Source organism: Nocardioides gansuensis (assembly GCF_003076135.1).
GTDB classification, from domain to species: Bacteria; Actinomycetota; Actinomycetes; order Propionibacteriales; family Nocardioidaceae; genus Nocardioides; species Nocardioides gansuensis.
In genome coordinates this window covers 209,947-227,444 of sequence record NZ_QDGZ01000004.1, presented here as the reverse complement: position 1 = coordinate 227,444, position 17,498 = coordinate 209,947, and the positions used below count along the sequence as shown (strand labels likewise).

15 protein-coding genes are annotated in these 17,498 nt (G+C 73.1%); 3 read left to right on the top strand and 12 right to left on the bottom strand.

Annotated elements, in window-relative coordinates; all coding sequences use genetic code 11:
• Positions 1–11 precede the first annotated feature (11 nt).
• The 9 genes from murD to mraZ form a co-directional block, all read right to left on the bottom strand.
• The gene (murD, locus tag DDE18_RS10605) at positions 12–1,490 is read right to left on the bottom strand and encodes a UDP-N-acetylmuramoyl-L-alanine--D-glutamate ligase (protein ID WP_425437557.1); all 1,479 of its coding nucleotides are present in this window, start codon (positions 1,488–1,490) and stop codon (positions 12–14) included.
• A complete protein-coding gene (gene mraY / locus DDE18_RS10600; RefSeq protein WP_116572231.1) occupies positions 1,469–2,542 on the bottom strand; it encodes a phospho-N-acetylmuramoyl-pentapeptide-transferase in 1,074 nt (357 codons plus the stop codon). Before mraY ends, murD begins: the two co-directional genes overlap by 22 nt.
• Positions 2,539–3,933 (bottom strand): UDP-N-acetylmuramoyl-tripeptide--D-alanyl-D-alanine ligase, encoded by a 1,395-nt coding sequence (locus tag DDE18_RS10595; protein WP_116572230.1) that lies wholly within the window; start codon positions 3,931–3,933, stop codon positions 2,539–2,541. The genes mraY and DDE18_RS10595 overlap by 4 nt, the downstream gene beginning before the upstream one ends.
• A complete protein-coding gene (locus DDE18_RS10590; protein WP_116572229.1) occupies positions 3,930–5,456 on the bottom strand; it encodes a UDP-N-acetylmuramoyl-L-alanyl-D-glutamate--2,6-diaminopimelate ligase in 1,527 nt (508 codons plus the stop codon). The genes DDE18_RS10595 and DDE18_RS10590 overlap by 4 nt, the downstream gene beginning before the upstream one ends.
• Positions 5,457–5,479: 23 nt before the next feature.
• On the bottom strand, positions 5,480–7,231 hold the full coding sequence (locus tag DDE18_RS10585) for a peptidoglycan D,D-transpeptidase FtsI family protein (protein ID WP_245916594.1): 1,752 nt from the start codon (positions 7,229–7,231) through the stop codon (positions 5,480–5,482).
• Between the two features lie 104 nt (positions 7,232–7,335).
• A complete protein-coding gene (gene ftsL / locus DDE18_RS10580; protein ID WP_116572227.1) occupies positions 7,336–7,923 on the bottom strand; it encodes a cell division protein FtsL in 588 nt (195 codons plus the stop codon).
• Positions 7,923–8,903 carry a 16S rRNA (cytosine(1402)-N(4))-methyltransferase RsmH gene (gene rsmH, locus DDE18_RS10575; RefSeq protein WP_116572226.1) on the bottom strand — a complete coding sequence of 327 codons (981 nt, stop codon included), beginning with the start codon at positions 8,901–8,903 and terminating at the stop codon, positions 7,923–7,925. Before rsmH ends, ftsL begins: the two co-directional genes overlap by 1 nt.
• A gap of 10 nt (positions 8,904–8,913) precedes the next feature.
• Positions 8,914–9,060, bottom strand: coding sequence for a hypothetical protein (locus DDE18_RS22955; RefSeq protein WP_165821117.1), 147 nt, complete (start codon positions 9,058–9,060; stop codon positions 8,914–8,916).
• A gap of 235 nt (positions 9,061–9,295) precedes the next feature.
• Positions 9,296–9,724, bottom strand: coding sequence for a division/cell wall cluster transcriptional repressor MraZ (gene mraZ, locus DDE18_RS10570; protein WP_116572225.1), 429 nt, complete (start codon positions 9,722–9,724; stop codon positions 9,296–9,298).
• A gap of 367 nt (positions 9,725–10,091) precedes the next feature.
• Between mraZ and DDE18_RS10565 the strand changes: the two genes are divergently transcribed.
• From DDE18_RS10565 to DDE18_RS10555, 3 genes are read left to right on the top strand one after another with little or no spacing between them, the layout of a single operon-like run.
• Positions 10,092–11,066 (top strand): AAA family ATPase, encoded by a 975-nt coding sequence (locus tag DDE18_RS10565; protein WP_116572224.1) that lies wholly within the window; start codon positions 10,092–10,094, stop codon positions 11,064–11,066.
• Complete coding sequence (locus DDE18_RS10560) at positions 11,059–12,312, top strand: DUF58 domain-containing protein (protein WP_116572223.1); 1,254 nt, start codon at positions 11,059–11,061, stop codon at positions 12,310–12,312. The genes DDE18_RS10565 and DDE18_RS10560 overlap by 8 nt, the downstream gene beginning before the upstream one ends.
• Positions 12,309–14,690, top strand: coding sequence for a transglutaminase TgpA family protein (locus DDE18_RS10555; RefSeq protein ID WP_116572222.1), 2,382 nt, complete (start codon positions 12,309–12,311; stop codon positions 14,688–14,690). Before DDE18_RS10560 ends, DDE18_RS10555 begins: the two co-directional genes overlap by 4 nt.
• Before the next feature lie 302 nt (positions 14,691–14,992).
• On the opposite strand, the gene DDE18_RS10550 is transcribed toward DDE18_RS10555, so the two are convergent.
• The 3 genes from DDE18_RS10550 to DDE18_RS10540 form a co-directional block, all read right to left on the bottom strand.
• Entirely contained in the window at positions 14,993–15,433 is a 441-nt protein-coding gene (locus DDE18_RS10550; RefSeq protein ID WP_116572221.1) for a DUF3040 domain-containing protein, read from the bottom strand.
• A 107-nt stretch (positions 15,434–15,540) separates the two neighbouring features.
• Positions 15,541–16,731: a DNA polymerase IV gene (gene dinB, locus DDE18_RS10545; protein ID WP_116572220.1), complete on the bottom strand. Its 1,191-nt coding sequence runs from the start codon at positions 16,729–16,731 to the stop codon at positions 15,541–15,543.
• Positions 16,732–16,749: 18 nt separating this feature from the next.
• Positions 16,750–17,487 carry a methyltransferase domain-containing protein gene (locus DDE18_RS10540; RefSeq protein WP_116572219.1) on the bottom strand — a complete coding sequence of 246 codons (738 nt, stop codon included), beginning with the start codon at positions 17,485–17,487 and terminating at the stop codon, positions 16,750–16,752.
• Positions 17,488–17,498 lie beyond the last annotated feature (11 nt).

Below are 17,498 nucleotides of genomic sequence, written 5' to 3'. Positions count from 1 at the left end.
CCTCTCGTCGGTCAGCTCTCGATCAGCCGGTGCACCGCGGCGGCGAAGGCGTCACCACGGGCGCCGTAGTTGGCGAACATGTCCATGGAGGCGCATCCCGGGGCGAGCAGCACGGTGTCGCCCGGCCGGGCGAGGCGTGCGGCCGCGTCCACGACGCGCTCCATCGGGTCCCCAGTCTCCCCGTCGCCGATCTCGATCACAGGCACATCCGGGGCGTGTCGCGAAAGCGCGTCGGCGATCACCCGGCGGTCCCGGCCGAGCAGGACGACTCCCCGCAGCCGGGCGCGCACACGCTCGACGAGGTCGTCGAAGCGGGCCCCCTTGGCGAGCCCGCCCGCGACCCAGACCACCGACTCGTAGGCCAGCAGGGAGGACTGCGCGGCATGCGGGTTGGTGGCCTTGGAGTCGTCGACCCAGCGGACCCCGCCCGCCTCGGCGACGAGCGCGATCCGGTGGCCGTCGGGGGCGAAGGACCGCAGCCCGTCGCGCACGGCCGCCTGGGAGACGCCGTGGGACCGGGCCAGGGCGGCGGCCGCGAGGGCGTTGGCCACGAAGTGCGGCGCCGGCGACGCGAGGTCGCCGATCGTGCACAGCTCGGCGGCGCTGCTGAGGCGCTCCTCGATGAAGGCGCGGTCGACCAGGATGTCGTCGACCACGCCGACCATCCCTACCTCCGGCATGGCGAGGGTGAAGCCGACGGCCCGTGCGCCCTCGACCACGTCGGCCTCGCGCACGAGGCGCTCGGTCTCCGGGTCGGCGACGTTGTAGACGCAGGCCCGCTGCACGTGCTCGTAGATGCGGCCCTTGTCCGCGGCGTACTCCCTCATCCCCTCGGGGCCGGTGTACCAGTCCAGGTGGTCCTCGGCGACGTTGAGGACGACGGCCGACTCGGCGCTCATCGAGTGGGTGTAGTGCAGCTGGAAGCTGGACAGCTCGACCGCGAGCACGTCGTGCGGCTCGGGGTCCATCACGGCCTCCACGATCGGCCGGCCGACGTTGCCGACCGCGGCGCTGCGCAGGCCGGCCGCGCGCAGGATCGCGTCGAGCATCTGCACGGTCGTCGTCTTGCCGTTGGTGCCGGTGATCGCGAGCCAGGGCGCGAGGTGGTCGGGGTCGCGCAGCCGCCAGGCGAGCTCGACCTCTCCCCACACGGGGATGCCGCGTGCCTCGGCCTGGGCGAGGAGTGGGGCCTGGGGCCTCCAGCCTGGCGAGGTGACCACCAGGTCGACGTCGTCGGGCAGGGTCGCGGTGGCGCCGGGCTCGAGGCGGATGCGGGCGCCGAGGCTCTCCAGGAGGGTGGCCTTCTCGGCCTTCTCCTCGCTGCTGGACTCGTCGAGGGCAGTGACGTCGGCGCCGAGGAAGAGCAGGTTGTCGGCGGCCGCGAAGCCGGAGACGCCGAAGCCGGCTACGACCGCGCGCACGCCGTCCCAGGAGTCGCGCCGGCCGAGGAGGGAGGGGTCACGACGGCTCATCCGACGCCGGCCACCCATTCGGCGTAGAAGATGCCCAGGCCGGCGGCGACGCAGAGGCCGGTGATGATCCAGAAGCGGATCACGACCGTCACCTGCTCCCAGCCGAGCATCTCGAAGTGGTGGTGGATCGGCGCCATCCGGAAGATCCGCTTGCCCTTGCTGACCTTGAAGAAGCTCACCTGCATCATCACCGACACGGTCTCCATCACGAAGAGTCCGCCGAGGACGACGAGCAGCATCTCGGTGCGGGTCAGGATCGCCAGGCCGGCGAGCGCGCCGCCCAGGGACAGCGAGCCGGTGTCGCCCATGAAGATCTGGGCGGGCGATGCGTTCCACCACAGGAACCCGAAGCAGGCGCCCATGATGGCCGCGGACACGACGGCGAGGTCGAGCGGGTCGCGCACCTCGTAGCACTTGGGGCCCATCTCGAGGGCGCAGGACTGGCTGTTCTGCCAGATGTTGACCAGCGTGTAGGCGCCGAAGACCATCACGCTCGCCCCCGTGGCCAGCCCGTCGAGGCCGTCGGTGAGGTTGACGGCGTTGCTGGTGCCGGTGACGACGAGCCAGATGAGCAGCACCACCACGACCGCCGGCATCGCCCACGAGTCGAAGTCGCGGATGAAGGAGAGGTGGCGCGAGGCCGGGGTCATGCCACGGTCGTCGGCGAGCCAGGGCGAGAGCGCGAGCGCGCCGAAGGTGATGGCGACCACGGTCTGGCCGATCATCTTGGCGCTGCTGCGCAGCCCCAGGCTGCGCTGGCGGCTGATCTTGATGAAGTCGTCGAGGAAGCCGACGAGCCCGAGCCCGGCGAAGAGGAAGAGCAGCAGCACCGCGGAGGCCGACGGGGGATCCCAGGTGATCAGCTTGGCGACGGCGTAGCCGGTCAGCGCCGCCAGGATGATGACGATGCCGCCCATCGTGGGCGTGCCGCGCTTGGTGTGGTGACTCGTCGGGCCGTCGTCGCGGATCTCCTGGCCGTAGCCGCGACGGGAGAGCACCGAGATGGCGTAGCGGGTCCCCAACAGCGAGATCAGCAGCGACAGGCCGCCGCCGAACAGGATCGCTCTCATGGGGTGCTGCTCCCTTCCTCCTCGGTGAGGAGTGCGTCGGCGACGAGCTCGAGTGCTGCCCCCCTCGACGCCTTCACCAGGACGACGTCAGCAGCCGAGACATTGTGTCGTAACCACTCGACCGCCTCGGCACGCCCCACCGTGACGATCGCCTCACCGCCCCAGTCCGGGTGCTCCCGGGCTGCGTGGGCGATGTCGGCGGCCACGTCTCCGACGGTGAGGAGTACGTCGATCGCGGCGGCCGCGACGACGTCACCGACCCGCCGGTGGCCTGCCGTCGAGTCGACGCCGAGCTCGCGCATCTCCCCCAGCACCGCCACCGTGCGCCGGCCGCGGCGCTCGCCGATCACCCGGAGCGTCTCGAGGGCGGCGGTCATCGACTCGGGGTTGGCGTTGTAGGCGTCGTTGACGACGAGCAGGCCGTCGGGCCGCTCGGTGAGCTCCATCCGCCAGTGGGAGGCCGGCCGGGCCGCCGCCAGCGACTCGGCCGCCTCGCCGAGCGGCACGCCGACGGCCAGCGCCATGCCGAGCGCCATGCCGGCGTTGACGGCCTGGTGGGCGCCGGGCAGCGGGAGGCGCACCCGCGCGCTCGCGTCCTCCGACCGGTAGCCGACCTCCGGACGACCCAGGTCGTCGGTGTCCACGATCTCCCAGCGCAGGTCGGCGTCCTCGGCCAGGCCGACGGTCCGCACCCGGGCAGCGGTGCGGTCGGCCATCGCCGCCACGAGCGGGTCGTCGGCGTTGAGCACCGCGGTGCCCCCCGCGGGCAGGGCCTCGACGATCTCGCCCTTGGCCTGCGCGATCGCCTGCCGGCTGCCGAACTCGCCCAGGTGGGCCGAGCCGACGTTGAGCACCGCGGCGACGTCGGGGGGCGCGATCGAGCACAGGTAGGAGATGTGGCCGAGGCCGCGGGCCCCCATCTCGACGACCAGGTGGCGGGTCTCCTGCGTCGCCCGCAGCACGGTGAGCGGCACGCCGATCTCGTTGTTGAAGTTGCCCGCCGTGGCCACCGTCGGTCCCGCTGCCTCCAGGACTGCGGCGAGGTAGTCCTTGACGCCGGTCTTGCCCTGCGAGCCGGTGAGGGCGAACACGGTCACCTCCGGCAACCGGTCGACCACCTGGCGGGCCAACCTGCCCAGCGCCGCCACGACGTCGTCGACGACGACGCACGGCCCGTCGACCGGACGGCTGCACAGCACGGCCGCAGCTCCCGCCTCGACCGCCCGGTCCGCGAAGTCATGTCCGTCCACGTGCTCGCCGGCGATCGCGACGAAGAGACCGCCGGGCACGGCGAGGCGGCTGTCGACGAAGGCGGGGGCGGTGACCACCGCGTCGCCGTGCGCGAGGCCGCCCACGACCTCGGCGACCTCGGCGAGGGTCATCTCGATCATCGTGCGCGGATCTCCTCGGCCACCACGAGGCGGTCGTCGAAGGGGTGCACCTCGCCGCCCATCTCCTGGCCCGTCTCGTGCCCCTTGCCGGCGACCAGCACGACGTCACCCGGCGCCGCGCGGCGTACGGCCTCGCGGATGGCTAGGCGGCGGTCACCCTGCTCGACGACCTCGGCCGCGCCTGACGCCGTCCCCCGCAGGACGGCGGCGCGGATGGCCGCCGGGTCCTCGGTGCGCGGGTTGTCGTCGGTGACGACCACGACGTCTGCCAGGCGGGCGGCGATCTCGCCCATCATCGGCCGCTTGCCCGGGTCACGGTCGCCGCCGGCACCGATCACCACGATCACCCGGCCCTCGGTCAGCGGACGCAGGGTCGCGATCACGGCCTCGAGGGCGTCGGGCTTGTGCGCGTAGTCGACGACGGCGGTGAAGTCCTGTCCGGCGTCGACGCGCTCGAGCCGGCCGGGGACGCCCGCACCCCCTGCGATGCCGCGTGCGACGAGGTGCGGGTCCAGCCCTGCGAGCGCGGCGGAGGCGATGCCGGCCAGCGCGTTGGCGACGTTGAAAAGTCCGGGCACCGGCACGCTGGCCCGGATCGTGAGCCCGTCGGGGCCCAGCACCGTGAACCGCGACCCCTCCCCCGTGGCGTCCACGTCGACGGCGCGCCAGTCGGCCTCGGCACCTTCGGCGGAGAACGTCGACATCGGGATCGTCGCCTCGGCGACGAGCCGCCGGCCGAACTCGTCGTCCACGCTGGCCAGGCCCTGCCGCGCACGTGCGGGCGTGAAGAGGGAGGACTTGGCGGCGAAGTAGTCCTCCACGTCCCGGTGGAAGTCGAGGTGGTCGCGCCCGAGGTTGAGGAAGGTGGCCACGTCGAACACGACGCCGTCGACGCGGCCGAGGACCAGCGCGTGGCTGGACACCTCCATCGCGCAGACCTCGACCCCCCGCTCGCGCATCACGGCGAACAGGGCGTGCAGGTCCGGGGCCTCGGGCGTGGTGAGCGCCGTCTTCACGTCGCGGCCGGCGATCCGGGTGCCGACGGTGCCCACGACGCCCGCGGGCACGCCGGCCACCTGGAGGCCGCCCTCGAGCAGCCGCGTGGTCGTGGTCTTGCCCTGGGTGCCGGTCACGCCGATGACCGTCATCGACGCGGCCGGGTCGCCGTGCACGTGCGCGGCGAGCCTGCCGAGCACCGCCCTCGGCAAGTCGACCACGAGCGCGCTCGTGCCGGCCGGCAGCCGGGCGGCCCCGTCCTCGTCGGTCAGCACGGCCACGGCGCCCGAGGCCAGGGCGTCGGCCGCGAAGTCGGCTCCGTGCGCACGCGACCCCGGCAGCGCGGCGTACAGGTCGCCCGGCAGGATCCGCTGGCTGCTCAGGGACAGGCCCGTCACCTCGGCGTCCAGCTCGCCGGAGGTACGTACGGCGGTCACGCCGGCGAGCCAGCCGGCGAGCTCGCGCAGCGACGACCGGACAGGCGTGGCCGGGCGTGCGGCCCGCACGAGGTCGTCCGGAGTGCTCACCGACCGACCGTATCCCGCCCCCCTCACCACGTGACGGGGAGGCGCGAGGGCTTGCCGCCGGTGGGCGGGACGCCGTAGCGGCTCAGCGTGTAGCCCATGATCCGGGAGAAGGCAGGACCCGCGATGGAGCCACCGCCGCCGTCCTTGGTCGGCGCGTGCACCACGACGTAGACGGTGAAGCGCGGGTCGTCCGCCGGCGCGAAGCCGCCGAAGGACACCGTGGTGGAGCCGTCGTAGCAGCCGCACTTCTCAGAGACGCGCTGGGCCGTGCCGGTCTTGCCGGCGACGAGGTAGCCCGGCACCTGGGCGCGGGGCGCCACGCCGACGTTCTCGTCGACGACCCGCTCCATCATCCGCGCCACCTGGCGGGCGGCCTGCTCGCTCACGACGCGGGTCTCGACCGCGGTGTCGGTGCCGACCGTGACGCCCTCGTCGGTCGTGGCCGAGCCCTGGACCAGGCTCGGCGTGACGTGCACCCCGCGGTTGGCGATGGTGTTCACCGCCGCGGCCATTTGCATCGCGTTGACCGACAGCGACTGGCCGAACGCGACGCGGTCCTTGGTCTGTGACGTCATCGACTCACCGGGCGTGAGGATGCCGGCGCTCTCGCCGCGGACGCCGACGTCGGTGCGCTGGCCGAGGCCGAACTTGCGCAGGTAGTCGACGAGCTCGAGCTGGCTGAACGCGTCGGCGGCGAGCACCGTGCCGATGTTGGACGACTTGGCGATCACCCCGGTCAGGGTCAGCCGCAGGTTGCCGTGGTCGAACCAGTCGCCGATGGACCGGTCCTGGCGGTCGAGGCTCGGTGGCACCTTGATCCGCGTGCGCGGCGTGACCTTGCCGGCGTCGATCAGCGCGGCGACGGTGAGCACCTTCTGGACCGAGCCGGGCTCGTAGGGCTCGCTGAGGGCGCGGGAGCCCAGGTCGTCCTCGTCCGCCTCGAGCGGCTCGTTGGCGTCGTACGTCGGGTAGTCGGCGAGGGCGAGCGTCTCACCCGTGCGGGTGTCGAGGACGACGGCGGCGCCGCTCCTGGCGCCGTAGCTCTGCACCGTCTGGGCGACGACCTTCTGGGTGAACCACTGCAGGTCGCGGTCGAGCGTGGTCTGCAGCGGCGTGCCGTCGCGCGCCGGGACGACGGTGTTCTCACCGAGGGGGATGCGGTTGCCGGCGCCGACCTGGTAGCGGGCCATGCCGTCCTTGCCGGCCAGCTGGCGGTCGAAGGTGCGCTCGAAGCCGCCGAGCGCCTCGTCGGTGCCGAGGAAGCCCATCAGGTTGGCCGCGACGTCCCCGGCGGGATAGTCCCGCACCGGGTCGTCGCGGAGGATGATCCCCTCGAACCCCAGCTCCTCGAGCTCGTCGACGGCGTCGTTGGCCAGCGTCGACGGCACCCGCCGCGCGACGTACTCGAAGCGGCTGCCCTCCTTGCGCCCCCGCAGCCGCTCGAGCGCCGTGAAGTAGTCGATGCCGAGCCGCTGGGCCAGGAACTGCGCGATCTCCGGGGCGTTCTCGGCCGTCATCAGCGGGTCTGCGATCACCATCTTGCCGTGCACCGAGTCGGCCAGGGCCACGCCGTTGCGGTCCAGGATGTCGCCCCGCTCGGCGGGGAGGACCACCTCCTCGACGCCCTCGGCGGCCGCCATCGCGGCGTACGAGTTCGGGTCGATCCCCTGCAGCTGCACCAGCCGGGCCCCGAAGAACGACAGCACCATCGCGATCACGATGAAGCCGAGCCGCAGGCGGAGCTGCGGGGCGCCTCTGCCGGGGGTGCGGGACAACGGGGCTCCGTTCCTCATCTGTCTCGGGGGGTCCACGGGGGACGGAGCCCCCCGTGTGTGTGTTTCTACCTTCCGGGGGGTGCCCCTCCGGTGAGGCCGCGCCGTCAGCGCTGCTTCTGGCGGGCGTTCCTCTGCTTGTGCTCTGCCGTGTGCTGCGCCTTCTTGCCCTTCTTCTTCCCGGCCTGCGCGTCCTTGGTGACAGGCGTCGGCTCGGCCGTCACCTTCACGATCGTGGGCGCGGGGTCGAGCACCTTTGGCTTCGGCACCGGCGGCGGGCTGATCCGCAGGCCGTCCTCGGGCGTCGCGGGCACCTTCATGCCGCGCACCTCCCCATCGAGGGAGAGGAACGTCGGAGCCGGGGGGACGACCATGCCCATCTGCTGGGCCTGGGTCGCCACCCGCTGCGGGTCGCGCAGCTCCTCCAGCTCCATCTGCAGCGTCTGCTCGCGCGCCGCCAGGTCGCTCGCTTGCTGCTCCAGCGCCGTGGCGGCGAAGGCGGCCTGCTGCATGGAGGTGTTGAAGAGGAGGAGGCCGACGATGCCGCCCACCAGGATCAGGCTCACGAGGGTCACGAACGGCACGCGTGCCGCGCGGTTGCGGGCTCGCGGGACGACGCTCAGGCGGGCCCGCTCGACGGCGGCCTCGGCGATGCGTGGGACTCGGTTGCGGAGCTGGACGGCGGGGCTGGACATCAGGCGACTCCTCGGCGACGGGTGGGCCGATTCGGGGGAAGGACGCGTTCGATCGCCCGCAGCCGCACGGAGGCTGCGCGCGGGTTCTGCTCGATCTCGTGCTGGTCGGCCTGCTCGGCCCCGCGGGTGACGAGCCGCAGCGCGGGCTCGGCGCCCTCGGGGACGAACGGCAGGTCGTGGGGTACGTCGAGGCGCGAGGCCTCGGCGAAGGCCCGCTTGACGAGCCGGTCCTCGAGCGAGTGATAGGACTCCACGACCACCCGGCCGCCGACGCTGATGGCGTCGATGGCTGCCGGGATGGCGCGACGCAGGACGGCCAGCTCGTCGTTGACCTCCATGCGCAGGGCCTGGAACGTGCGCTTCGCCGGGTGGCCGCCGGTGCGGCGGGCCGGCGCCGGGATCTCGGCGTACAGCAGCTCGACGAGCCGGCCGCTCGTGGTGAACGGCTCCACCTCGCGCTGCCGGACGATGGCCGCGGCGATCTTGCGGGCGAACTTCTCCTCGCCGTAGTCGCGCAGCACGCGGGTCAGCTCGGCGGCGGAGTAGGTGTTGAGGATGTCTGCCGCGGTCGGGCCGGTGGTGCGGTCCATCCTCATGTCGAGCGGCGCGTCCTCGGCGTAGGCGAAGCCGCGCTCGCGCAGGTCGAGCTGCATCGAGGAGACTCCGAGGTCGAAAAGGACGGCGTCGACGCTCTCCAGGCCCTGCTCGGCGATCACGTCGGCGATCTCGTCGTAGACGGCGTGCACGGCCGTGAACCGCTCGCCGAAGGGGGCGAGCCTCTCGGAGGCCAACGCGAGGGCCTGGGGGTCGCGGTCGATGCCGATCACCCGGGCCAGGCCGCACCGCTCGAGGACCGCCTCGGTGTGGCCGCCCAGGCCGAGGGTGCAGTCGACCATGACGGCGCCCTCGTGGGCGAGGGCGGGCTGCAGGAGAGCGACGACCCGGTCGAGCAGGACCGGGGCGTGGCTGGGGGTCGGCATCTCCGTGGACCTAGCGACCGAGCCGGGTGAGGACCAGGAGTGCCGTGGCGAAGGCCGCGGAGGTCACGGCCGAGAAGGCCATCAGCGTGGCGGCCTGGCGCGCCTGGTCACGCACGCGCAGCTGCGGCGGTGCCACGCCCTGCGTCGAGTTGCCCATGGTGTCGACCCGCTTCTCGTTGACTGTGCTGCTGGGGAATCTGGGTGGGAATGCCACTGGCGAGCCGCCGCCGGACCTGGTCCCTGCCCGCTCCTTCGGTGGGAAGTGCCGTCTGGAACCGGGGAAGGTGCCCCAGAAGGCCGCGAAGGAGCGGGCACGAGACCGGGTGCTGCGGTGTGCTCGCCAGCTGTGGAGTTGTGGTGCTGCTTCGTGGTGCCGGGTGGAACGGGGTGGGTCAGATGCCGGGGAAGACCTCGTCGCTGAGCTCGGAGAACTTCTGCTCCTGCTCCTCGGAGTAGGCCGTCCAGGAGGCCGGGTCCCAGATCTCGATGCGGTTCATCGAGCCGATGACGACGACGTCCTTGTTCAGCGACGCGTACTCGCGCAGTGCCGGCGGGATCGAGATGCGCCCCTGCTTGTCCGGCACCTCGTGGGAAGCGGCGGCGAACAGCATGCGGACGTAGTCACGAGTGCCCTTGTTGGTGACCGGCGCCTCGCGCAGGCGCTCGGTCAGCCGGCCGAAGTCCTCCATGGACCAGACCGTCAGACAGCGCTCCTGACCTCGAGTCACCACGAGTCCCTCCGTGAGCTGGTCCCTGAACTTGGCCGGGAGGAAGAGCCGCCCCTTCTCGTCGAGCTTGGGCGTGTAGGTGCCGAAGAACATCCGGCACCTCCCACGATTCGACCCCTGTCCCCCACTGCGCTCCACTTTACCCCACTTCCCTCCACCGTCAACCATTCCGCGCATGAATTCCTCCGCGAACGGGCCGCGGGTCGCGTCGAGGGCGGCGCTGGCGGCCTCGCGGCTGTCCGGGCAGCCGGGTTGGGGCGTGCTGGCACAAAGGCGCAGGTCAGCGCGTCGTACGCCGCCTGGTGGTGCGTCGCGGAGGGCCCGTGTGGAGCACCGGTGGGGAGGCGCTGCGGCCGGTGGTGGAGGAAAGTGGAGCGAAAGGTGGAGCAAAACCGGACCGGTTATCTTGCGCGTGGTCCTAGGTTGGGGCTGAGGCACTGGACGAGGGGATACGGCGGACGTGAGTGGGAACGCGGGCGGGGCGGACCTGGACACCCTGGCGAGGGTGACCGGGCGAGTCCGGGCCAATATCGAGAAGGTGATCGAGGGCAAGCCGGACGTCGTCGCGGCGGCCCTCGTCGTGATGCTCGCCGAGGGCCACCTGCTCATCGAGGACGTCCCCGGCGTCGGCAAGACCCAGCTGAGCAAGGCGCTGGCGCGCAGCATCGACTGCTCCGTGCGCCGGATCCAGTTCACGCCCGACCTGCTGCCCTCCGACGTCACCGGGGTGTCGGTCTTCAACCAGGACACCCGCGAGTTCGAGTTCCGCCCCGGTGGCGTCTTCGCCAACATCGTGGTCGGCGACGAGATCAACCGCGCCTCGCCCAAGACCCAGTCGGCGCTGCTCGAGTGCATGGAGGAGCGCCAGGTCACGGTCGACAACACGACCTACCTCCTCGACCGGCCGTTCATGGTGATCGCGACGCAGAACCCGATCGAGATGGAGGGCACCTACGCGCTGCCCGAGGCCCAGCGCGACCGCTTCATGGCGCGCGTGTCCGTCGGCTACCCGGTCGAGGCGGCCGAGATCGCGATGCTCGACTCGCACACCGACGCCAACCCGCTCGACGACCTCGAGCCGGTCACCGACGCCGCGGAGATCGGCAAGCTGATCGACATCGTCGGCCAGGTCCACGTCTCGCAGGCCGTGCAGCGCTACGCCGTGGCCCTGACCACGGCGACCCGCAGGTCGCCCGAGCTGCACCTCGGCGCCTCGCCGCGGGCCACGCTCCACCTGGTCCGCGCCGCCAAGGCGGTCGCGGCTCTCCAGGGGCGTGACTACGTCCTGCCCGACGACATCCACGGACTGGCGCAGCCGGTGCTCGCCCACCGCCTGCTCCCCAGCGTCGAGGCCGCGATGGGCGGGCGCACCAGCACGGCGATCCTCGAGGGGATCATCGGCGGCGTGCCGGTCCCCGAAGCCGGCCGTGCGTGAGGCCCTGGCCTCGCTGACCGTCCGCGGACGGGCCTTCCTCGCTGCCGGAGTCACGGCCATCGCCTGTGCCATCGTCACCGGCCACCCCACGATCGTGCGGGTGGGCGTGCTCGTCGGACTGCTCCCGATCCTGGCCGCCGCCTGGATCGGCCGGTCGCGCTACCGGCTGGCCCTGGTGCGCACGGTGCACCCCCAGCTCGTCTCCGCCGGCCAGCCCTCGCGCGTCGACCTCACCCTGACGAACGAGGCCCGCACGCCGACGGGGGTGCTGCTGCTCGAGGACCAGCTCCCCTACGTCCTCGGCACCCGGCCACGCTTCGTCCTGGACGGCATCGGGCAGGGCTGGCGTCGCCACGTCACCTACCAGGTGCGCTCCGACGTCCGTGGCCACTTCGAGATCGGCCCGATGACGGTCCGGGTGACCGACCCGTTCGGCCTGGTCGAGCTCGGGCGCGCCTTCCACACCACGGTGGGGCTCACGGTGACTCCGCGCACGGTCGCCCTGCCGACGATCCCGCTCGGGGGTGCGTGGACCGGCTCGGGCGACAACCGGCCCCGGGCCTTCGCCACCGGAAGCGCCGAGGACGTCACCGTGCGGGAGTACCGCCGCGGCGACGACCTCCGGCGCGTGCACTGGCGCAGCTCCGCCCGCGTCGGCGAGCTGATGGTGCGCCGGGAGGAACAGCCGTGGCAGTCCCGCGCCACCGTCTACCTCGACAACCGGCTGGTCGCCCACCGCGGCCAGGGCATCGCCTCGTCGTTGGAGTCGGCCGTCTCCGTCGCCGCCTCCATCGCCGTACACCTGAGCCAGCGCGGCTATCTCGTGCGCCTGGTGACCGCGGCAGGCGAGCAGCGGGGCGCGGCCTGGCACGCGCACAGCTCCGGGGTCGACGTGGCCCCGCTCCTCGAGGCGCTGGCCGTCGTGCAGGTCGACCACACCCCCCACCCGGACGCCGGCTGGCTGGCTGAGCCCGGGCACGGCGGGCTGCTCGTCGCCGTGCTGGGCGGCATCACCGACAGCGACAACGGCTTCCTCCGCCGCCTCCAGCACCAGGCGGCGACCGCGATGGCGGTCGCACTCGACGTCGACGCCTGGGCCCCCCACCTCCCGGCGCTCGGCGGCGACGGCCCCGCCGCGCTCGGCGCTCTGGGCTGGCAGGCCGTCGGCCTCGGTCCCCGCGACCGGCTGGAGGTCGCATGGCAGTCGCTCGGACGGGTGGGCACCCGGCAGCGGGTGGGCACATGAGCCGCGTCCGCCCCCCGCTCCCCCGCGCCCTGCTCCACGCGGTCGTCACCGCGCTGACCGGCTGGGCCACGCTGCTCTCCTGGCGCGTGCTCACCTCCGACTCCTCGGAGGTGATGATGCCGCTGCTCTTCGCGGCCCTCCTCCTGTGCGCGGGCGGAGCAGCCCTGCGCTGGCTGCGCGTGCCGACGGTCGCCGTGATCGCGCTCCAGGTGCTCGTGGCGGGCGGTCTCCTCCTCGCGAACGTCGCCGGCAACCCCTTCCCCACCGACACGACCCTCGCGTCCTTCGGCGCCCACTGGCAGGCAGCGCTGGAGTCCTCGCGGCTGTACGCCGCGCCCGTTCCGCCCCATGCCCCGCCGGTCCATCCCATCCTGCTCGTCGGCGGGCTGCTGGTCGTGCTGGCCCTCGACGTCGTGGCGGGCAGCCTCGACCGGGTCACGGCCTCCGGCCTCGTCCTCCTCGCGGCGTACAGCATGCCGGCGACCCTCACTGGCGACAGCGTCTCCTGGTGGGTGTTCCTGGCGGCGGCTGCGGGTTACCTGGCGATGGTCTTCCTGCAGCACGACGACCACATCGATCGCTGGGGACGCACCCTGGGCGGGATCGACGGCGACCTCACGGCGTTCGGCGTCCGCACCGGCGCCGTGCGGCACACCGCCTTCTCGCTGGGCGCCGTGGCCACGGCGTCGGCGCTCCTCCTGCCGATGGCCGTGCCCACCCTGGAGCTCACCCTGCTGCCGGGCACGGGCCCGGGCACCCGCGAGATCGAGGTCGAGGACCCGCTGCTGGACATGCGCCGCGACCTCCAGCGGGGCGAGGACGTCCCGCTGGTGTACGTCGAGACGCGCGGGGCGCGGCCCAGCTATCTCCGGCTCTCGGTGCTCACCCACTTCGCCGACAACACGTGGAGCCCGGGCGACCGCGAGATCCCCGAGGAGCAGACGGCCGGCTCCGAGCTCCCGGGCCTGCAGGGCGTCGACCGCGCGCTGCGGCGCACCGAGCAGCAGCACCACGTCGACGTCAGCGAGGACTTCCGGTCCACCTGGCTGCCGACCAGCGAGCACGTCACCGAGGTGCAGGCGCCGCCGCTGTGGCGCTACGACATCTCGACGATGGACTTCATCTCCTCGGAGGAGGACCAGACCACCGCCGGGCTCAGCTATGACTTCACGGCTGTCGCGCTCGACTACGAGCAGCAGCGGCTCGACGCCTCGATGCCGGGCACGGCCCTGGTGCGGCCGATCTTCTCCGACGTGCCGGCCGACCTCAGCCCGCAGGTGCGCGAGCTCGCGTCGGAGGTGACGGCGCAGGCCCCCACGCGGTTCCAGAAGGCCGTCGCGCTCCAGCAGTGGTTCCGCGAGGAGGGCGGGTTCGTCTACGACGCGAGCGCGGTCGAGGAGGCCGGTGACGGCGACGACATGAGCGCGTTCCTCGAGGAGCGCAGCGGCTACTGCGAGCAGTTCGCCGCCACCATGGCGATCATGGCGCGCACGCTCGGGATCCCCGCCCGGGTCTCGGTCGGCTTCCTGATACCGCGGTCTGTCGGCGACGACCGCTGGGAGTTCTCCGCGTGGGACCTGCACGCCTGGCCGGAGCTCTACTTCCCCGGATCGGGCTGGATGCGGTTCGAGCCGACTCCGGGCAGCCGCGCGCCCCAGGTGCCGTCCTACACCCAAGGCCAGCTGAGCGGCCCGCTGCCGTCGGTCTCCCCCGGCGCCAGTGGCGCGGGCCAAGAACGGCCCACGCGTCCCACCGAGCCGCCCGCCGCACCCGACACCGGCAGCGGCACCGGCTCCTCGGACGACAGCGTGCTGCCGCGGGGCATGGTCCTCGGGGTGGCGGCCGGCCTGCTCGTCCTCCTCGCGCTCGTGCTGCTCCCCCGCTTCCTGCGGCAGGCGCGACGTCGGCGTCGCCTGGCAGGCGGGATCGAGGAGCTCTGGCTGGAGCTGCGGTCGGTCGCGACCGACCTCGGCCATGCCTGGCCGGCAGGCCGGTCACCCCGCGCCCAGGGCGCGTGGCTCGGGCGGGTCTTCGGCCGGCCCGGCGAGGACGCCGACCGGGTCGAGCGGCCGGTGCGAGGCCGCGAGCAGGCACCCGAGGCCGCCGACGCCCTGGACCGGCTGGTCGGCGCACTGGAGCGGTCGCGCTACGCCCGCGAGCCCGGGGAGTCCGACCTCGCCGCCCTCCGCGCCGACGTCACGGCCGTCGAAGCGGCGCTCACCGCCGGGGTGTCCCGCCGCACCCTGCGCCGCGCGACGTGGTGGCCGCGGTCGCTGCGGCTCGACCCCCGCGGGCGCACGGTCTCCACGGCACCCTCACGGGGAGAGGCCCCCGTCCAAGTGGCGACCGCCGGCGGCGTGGTCGACCGGGTCGAGTGAGTCGGCGCGTCTGTACACGCCCCCGGTGCCGAGTCGGCGCGTCTGTACACGCCCCTGGGGCCGAGTCGGCGCGTCTGCACACGCCAGGTGGCTTCGCGGGCGGTGAGCCAGCAACCGTCTGCGGCCGCGCAATGGTTGCCAGGTCACCGGCCGTGCGGCGTGTCTCGGCGACTCGCCCAATCGGGAGGTGGGACAGCAACCATTCGCCGCGGCGACACGGTTGCCGGGTCACCGCCAGTGCGTCGAAGCGACTGCACCCAAGGCGTACTGACCTGTCGCTCGGCGGCGCGGTCGGCGGAGGGTCAGAGGCCCTGCTCGCGGCGACGACGCCAGCGCTCCTCCATCCGCTCCATGAAGGAGCCGGAGGGGCGCGGCCGACGGGTGCGGTGGGGGCGGTGGCCGCGACCACCGTCGACGACGCCGAAGCCGTCGTGGCGGGTCTCGCGGAGGTGGGGGTGGGGCATGGTCATCGGCGCGGGGTTGCGCAGCGAGGCCACGGCGATGGTGGCCGCGAGCAGCATCACGACGAAGCCGATGATGCCGACGACGGCGAGGCTGGTGATCACCCCGGTCGTGAGGAGGGCGATGCCGGCCACGAAGACGACTCCGCTGATGATCGCTCGACGGCGCGCAGCGCGCTGGAGCGACGTGCCCCGGAGGGTGGAGGCCAGCTTGGGATCCTCCTCCACGAGGGCGCGCTCCATCTGCTCGAGCAGTCGCAGCTCTTCCTCCGACAGTGGCACGGTTCCTCCTCCACCCAGTCGGGCTCGCACCTTGCGTGTCTTCAAGTCTAGGCACGCCCTCGCGCAGGGGGTAGGGCGAGCCCCGAAATTGGCCCGGCCATCTGTGCTCACGCCGGCCTGAGCAGGCTTGCCGGGCGGACTGCGGCGTTGCCGAACCGGCGAGTGGCCCGGTCGACGGCCCGGTCGGCGTCCGCCCAACCGTGGTCACGCTCGCCCAGCACCAGCTGGCGGTGCACCGTCTCACGCGGCACCAGGCCCTCCACCCGCACTCCCACCAGCCGGAGCCGGGCGCGCTGCAGCCCGAGGGCGTCGAAGAGGCTGGTGGCGGTGTGATGGATCTCCACGGTGACGTCGGTGGCCTCGGGCAGCGTGCGCGAGCGCGTCAGCGTGGTGAAGTCGGCGAATCTGACCTTGAGCGTCACCGTGCGCCCGGCCACCCCCGCGGTGCGCATCCGCGTGGCGACCCTGCTGGAGAGCCGCAGCAGCTCGCGCCGGATCACCTCGGGGTCGTCGGTGTCGCGGGCGAACGTCTCGTCGGCGCCCATCGACCGGTCGGGCTCGTGCGGACCGGCTCGCGGGGTGAGGGCGCGGCGGTCGGTGCCCCACGCGAGGTCGTGGAGGTGACCGCCGAGCTGGTGGCCGACCACGCGCTGGAGCGTCTGCACCGGCGTGTGGGCGACGTCGCCGACGGTGACGAGGCCGAGGCGGTGCAGCATGTCGCGGGTCTTCTCGCCCACGCCCCACAGCTCGCCCACGTCGAGGGGGTGGAGGAACGCCGTGACCTGGGCCGGCGGCACCACGACCACCCCGTCGGGCTTGGCCCGACGGCTGGCGAGCTTGGCAACCGACACCGTGGCCGCGACGCCGACCGAGCAGGTGATGCCCTGCTCGTCGTGGATCGTGGTGCGCACCTGCTCGGCGATCTCGGCCGGGGAGCCCAGCCGCCGGGTCGCGCCCCGGACGTCGAGGAACGCCTCGTCCAGCGACAGGGCCTCGACGATCGGGGTGACCCTCCGGAAGCACTCCATCACCGACGCCGACACCTGGCCGAAGGTCTCGAAGTCGGGCGGGATCACCACGGCGTGCGGGCACAGTCGCCGCGCCCGGGTCATCGGCAGCGCCGAGCGGACGCCGCTCTTGCGGGCGAGGTAGTTGGCCGAGAGGACGACGCCCCGGCTGCCCCCGCCCACGATCACGGGTACGTCGGCCAGCTCGGGCCGGTCGCGGGTCGCCACCGACGCGTAGAACGCGTCCATGTCGACGTGGAGGATCGGCGCGCGCCAGGACTGGTCGGTCATGGCCGACCCCTGGTGCGGTCAGTGGCGGGCCAGGACGTGCAGCTGGGTCGCGAGCGGGAAGAAGTCGGGGCGGGACGAGACCGCCTGCTCCAGCTCGACCAGGGCCGCGGCGGCACCGGGCTCGGAGTCGAGCAGGGCGCCGGGGACGAGGTCGGCGAAGACGCGTACGGCGTGCACCGAGGTCGTCGCGAGACCGGCTCCGGCCAGCAGCGGCTCGAGCTCGTCGAGGGTGAACCGGCGCCCGCCCCGGCCGGTCGACGGGTTGTCGAGCAGCTCGCGGGCGGCCTGGAAGTGGCCGGCCATCGCCCGGGCCACCACGGCGGCGTGCCGCTGGGCGACGAGCAGGCTGAGATGGCCGCCGGGGCGGAGCACGCCGGCGATGGTGGCCAGCGCCGCGGCGGGGTCGTCGACGACCTCGAGGACCCCGTGGCAGAGCACCAGGTCGGCCTCCTCGACGAGGTCGGCGAGGTCGGCGAGGTCACCCTGCTGACCGGTGATCCGGTCGGCGACGCCGCTCTCGCGGGCCCGGCGGCCGAGGGCGGCCAGGGCGTCGGGGCTGGGGTCGATGACCTCGACCCGGTGGCCGAGCGCAGCCAGCGGGACGGCGAAGCCGCCGGTGCCGCCGCCGATGTCGATGATCCGGGCCTGCGTCGAGGGGTCGGCCTCGGGCCGGGCCAGCAGCTCGTGGATCGCGGTCCACACCACGCCGGTGCGGACGGACTGGCGACGCTCGCTGGCGGAGGCAGGACCCGGCATGTGGCCAACCC

What these genes read in the sequence shown, in the direction of transcription:
- mraZ (WP_116572225.1), bottom strand. Translation starts at nt 9,724, where the DNA reads ATGTTCTTCGGCACCTACACGCCCAAGCTCGACGAGAAGGGGCGGCTC.
- ftsL (WP_116572227.1), bottom strand. Translation starts at nt 7,923, where the DNA reads ATGTCCAGCCCCGCCGTCCAGCTCCGCAACCGAGTCCCACGCATCGCC.
- DDE18_RS22955 (WP_165821117.1), bottom strand. Translation starts at nt 9,060, where the DNA reads ATGGGCAACTCGACGCAGGGCGTGGCACCGCCGCAGCTGCGCGTGCGT.
- mraY (WP_116572231.1), bottom strand. Translation starts at nt 2,542, where the DNA reads ATGAGAGCGATCCTGTTCGGCGGCGGCCTGTCGCTGCTGATCTCGCTG.
- dinB (WP_116572220.1), bottom strand. Translation starts at nt 16,731, where the DNA reads ATGACCGACCAGTCCTGGCGCGCGCCGATCCTCCACGTCGACATGGAC.
- DDE18_RS10540 (WP_116572219.1), bottom strand. Translation starts at nt 17,487, where the DNA reads ATGCCGGGTCCTGCCTCCGCCAGCGAGCGTCGCCAGTCCGTCCGCACC.
- murD (WP_425437557.1), bottom strand. Translation starts at nt 1,490, where the DNA reads ATGGGTGGCCGGCGTCGGATGAGCCGTCGTGACCCCTCCCTCCTCGGC.
- DDE18_RS10555 (WP_116572222.1), top strand. Translation starts at nt 12,309, where the DNA reads ATGAGCCGCGTCCGCCCCCCGCTCCCCCGCGCCCTGCTCCACGCGGTC.
- DDE18_RS10595 (WP_116572230.1), bottom strand. Translation starts at nt 3,933, where the DNA reads ATGATCGAGATGACCCTCGCCGAGGTCGCCGAGGTCGTGGGCGGCCTC.
- rsmH (WP_116572226.1), bottom strand. Translation starts at nt 8,903, where the DNA reads ATGCCGACCCCCAGCCACGCCCCGGTCCTGCTCGACCGGGTCGTCGCT.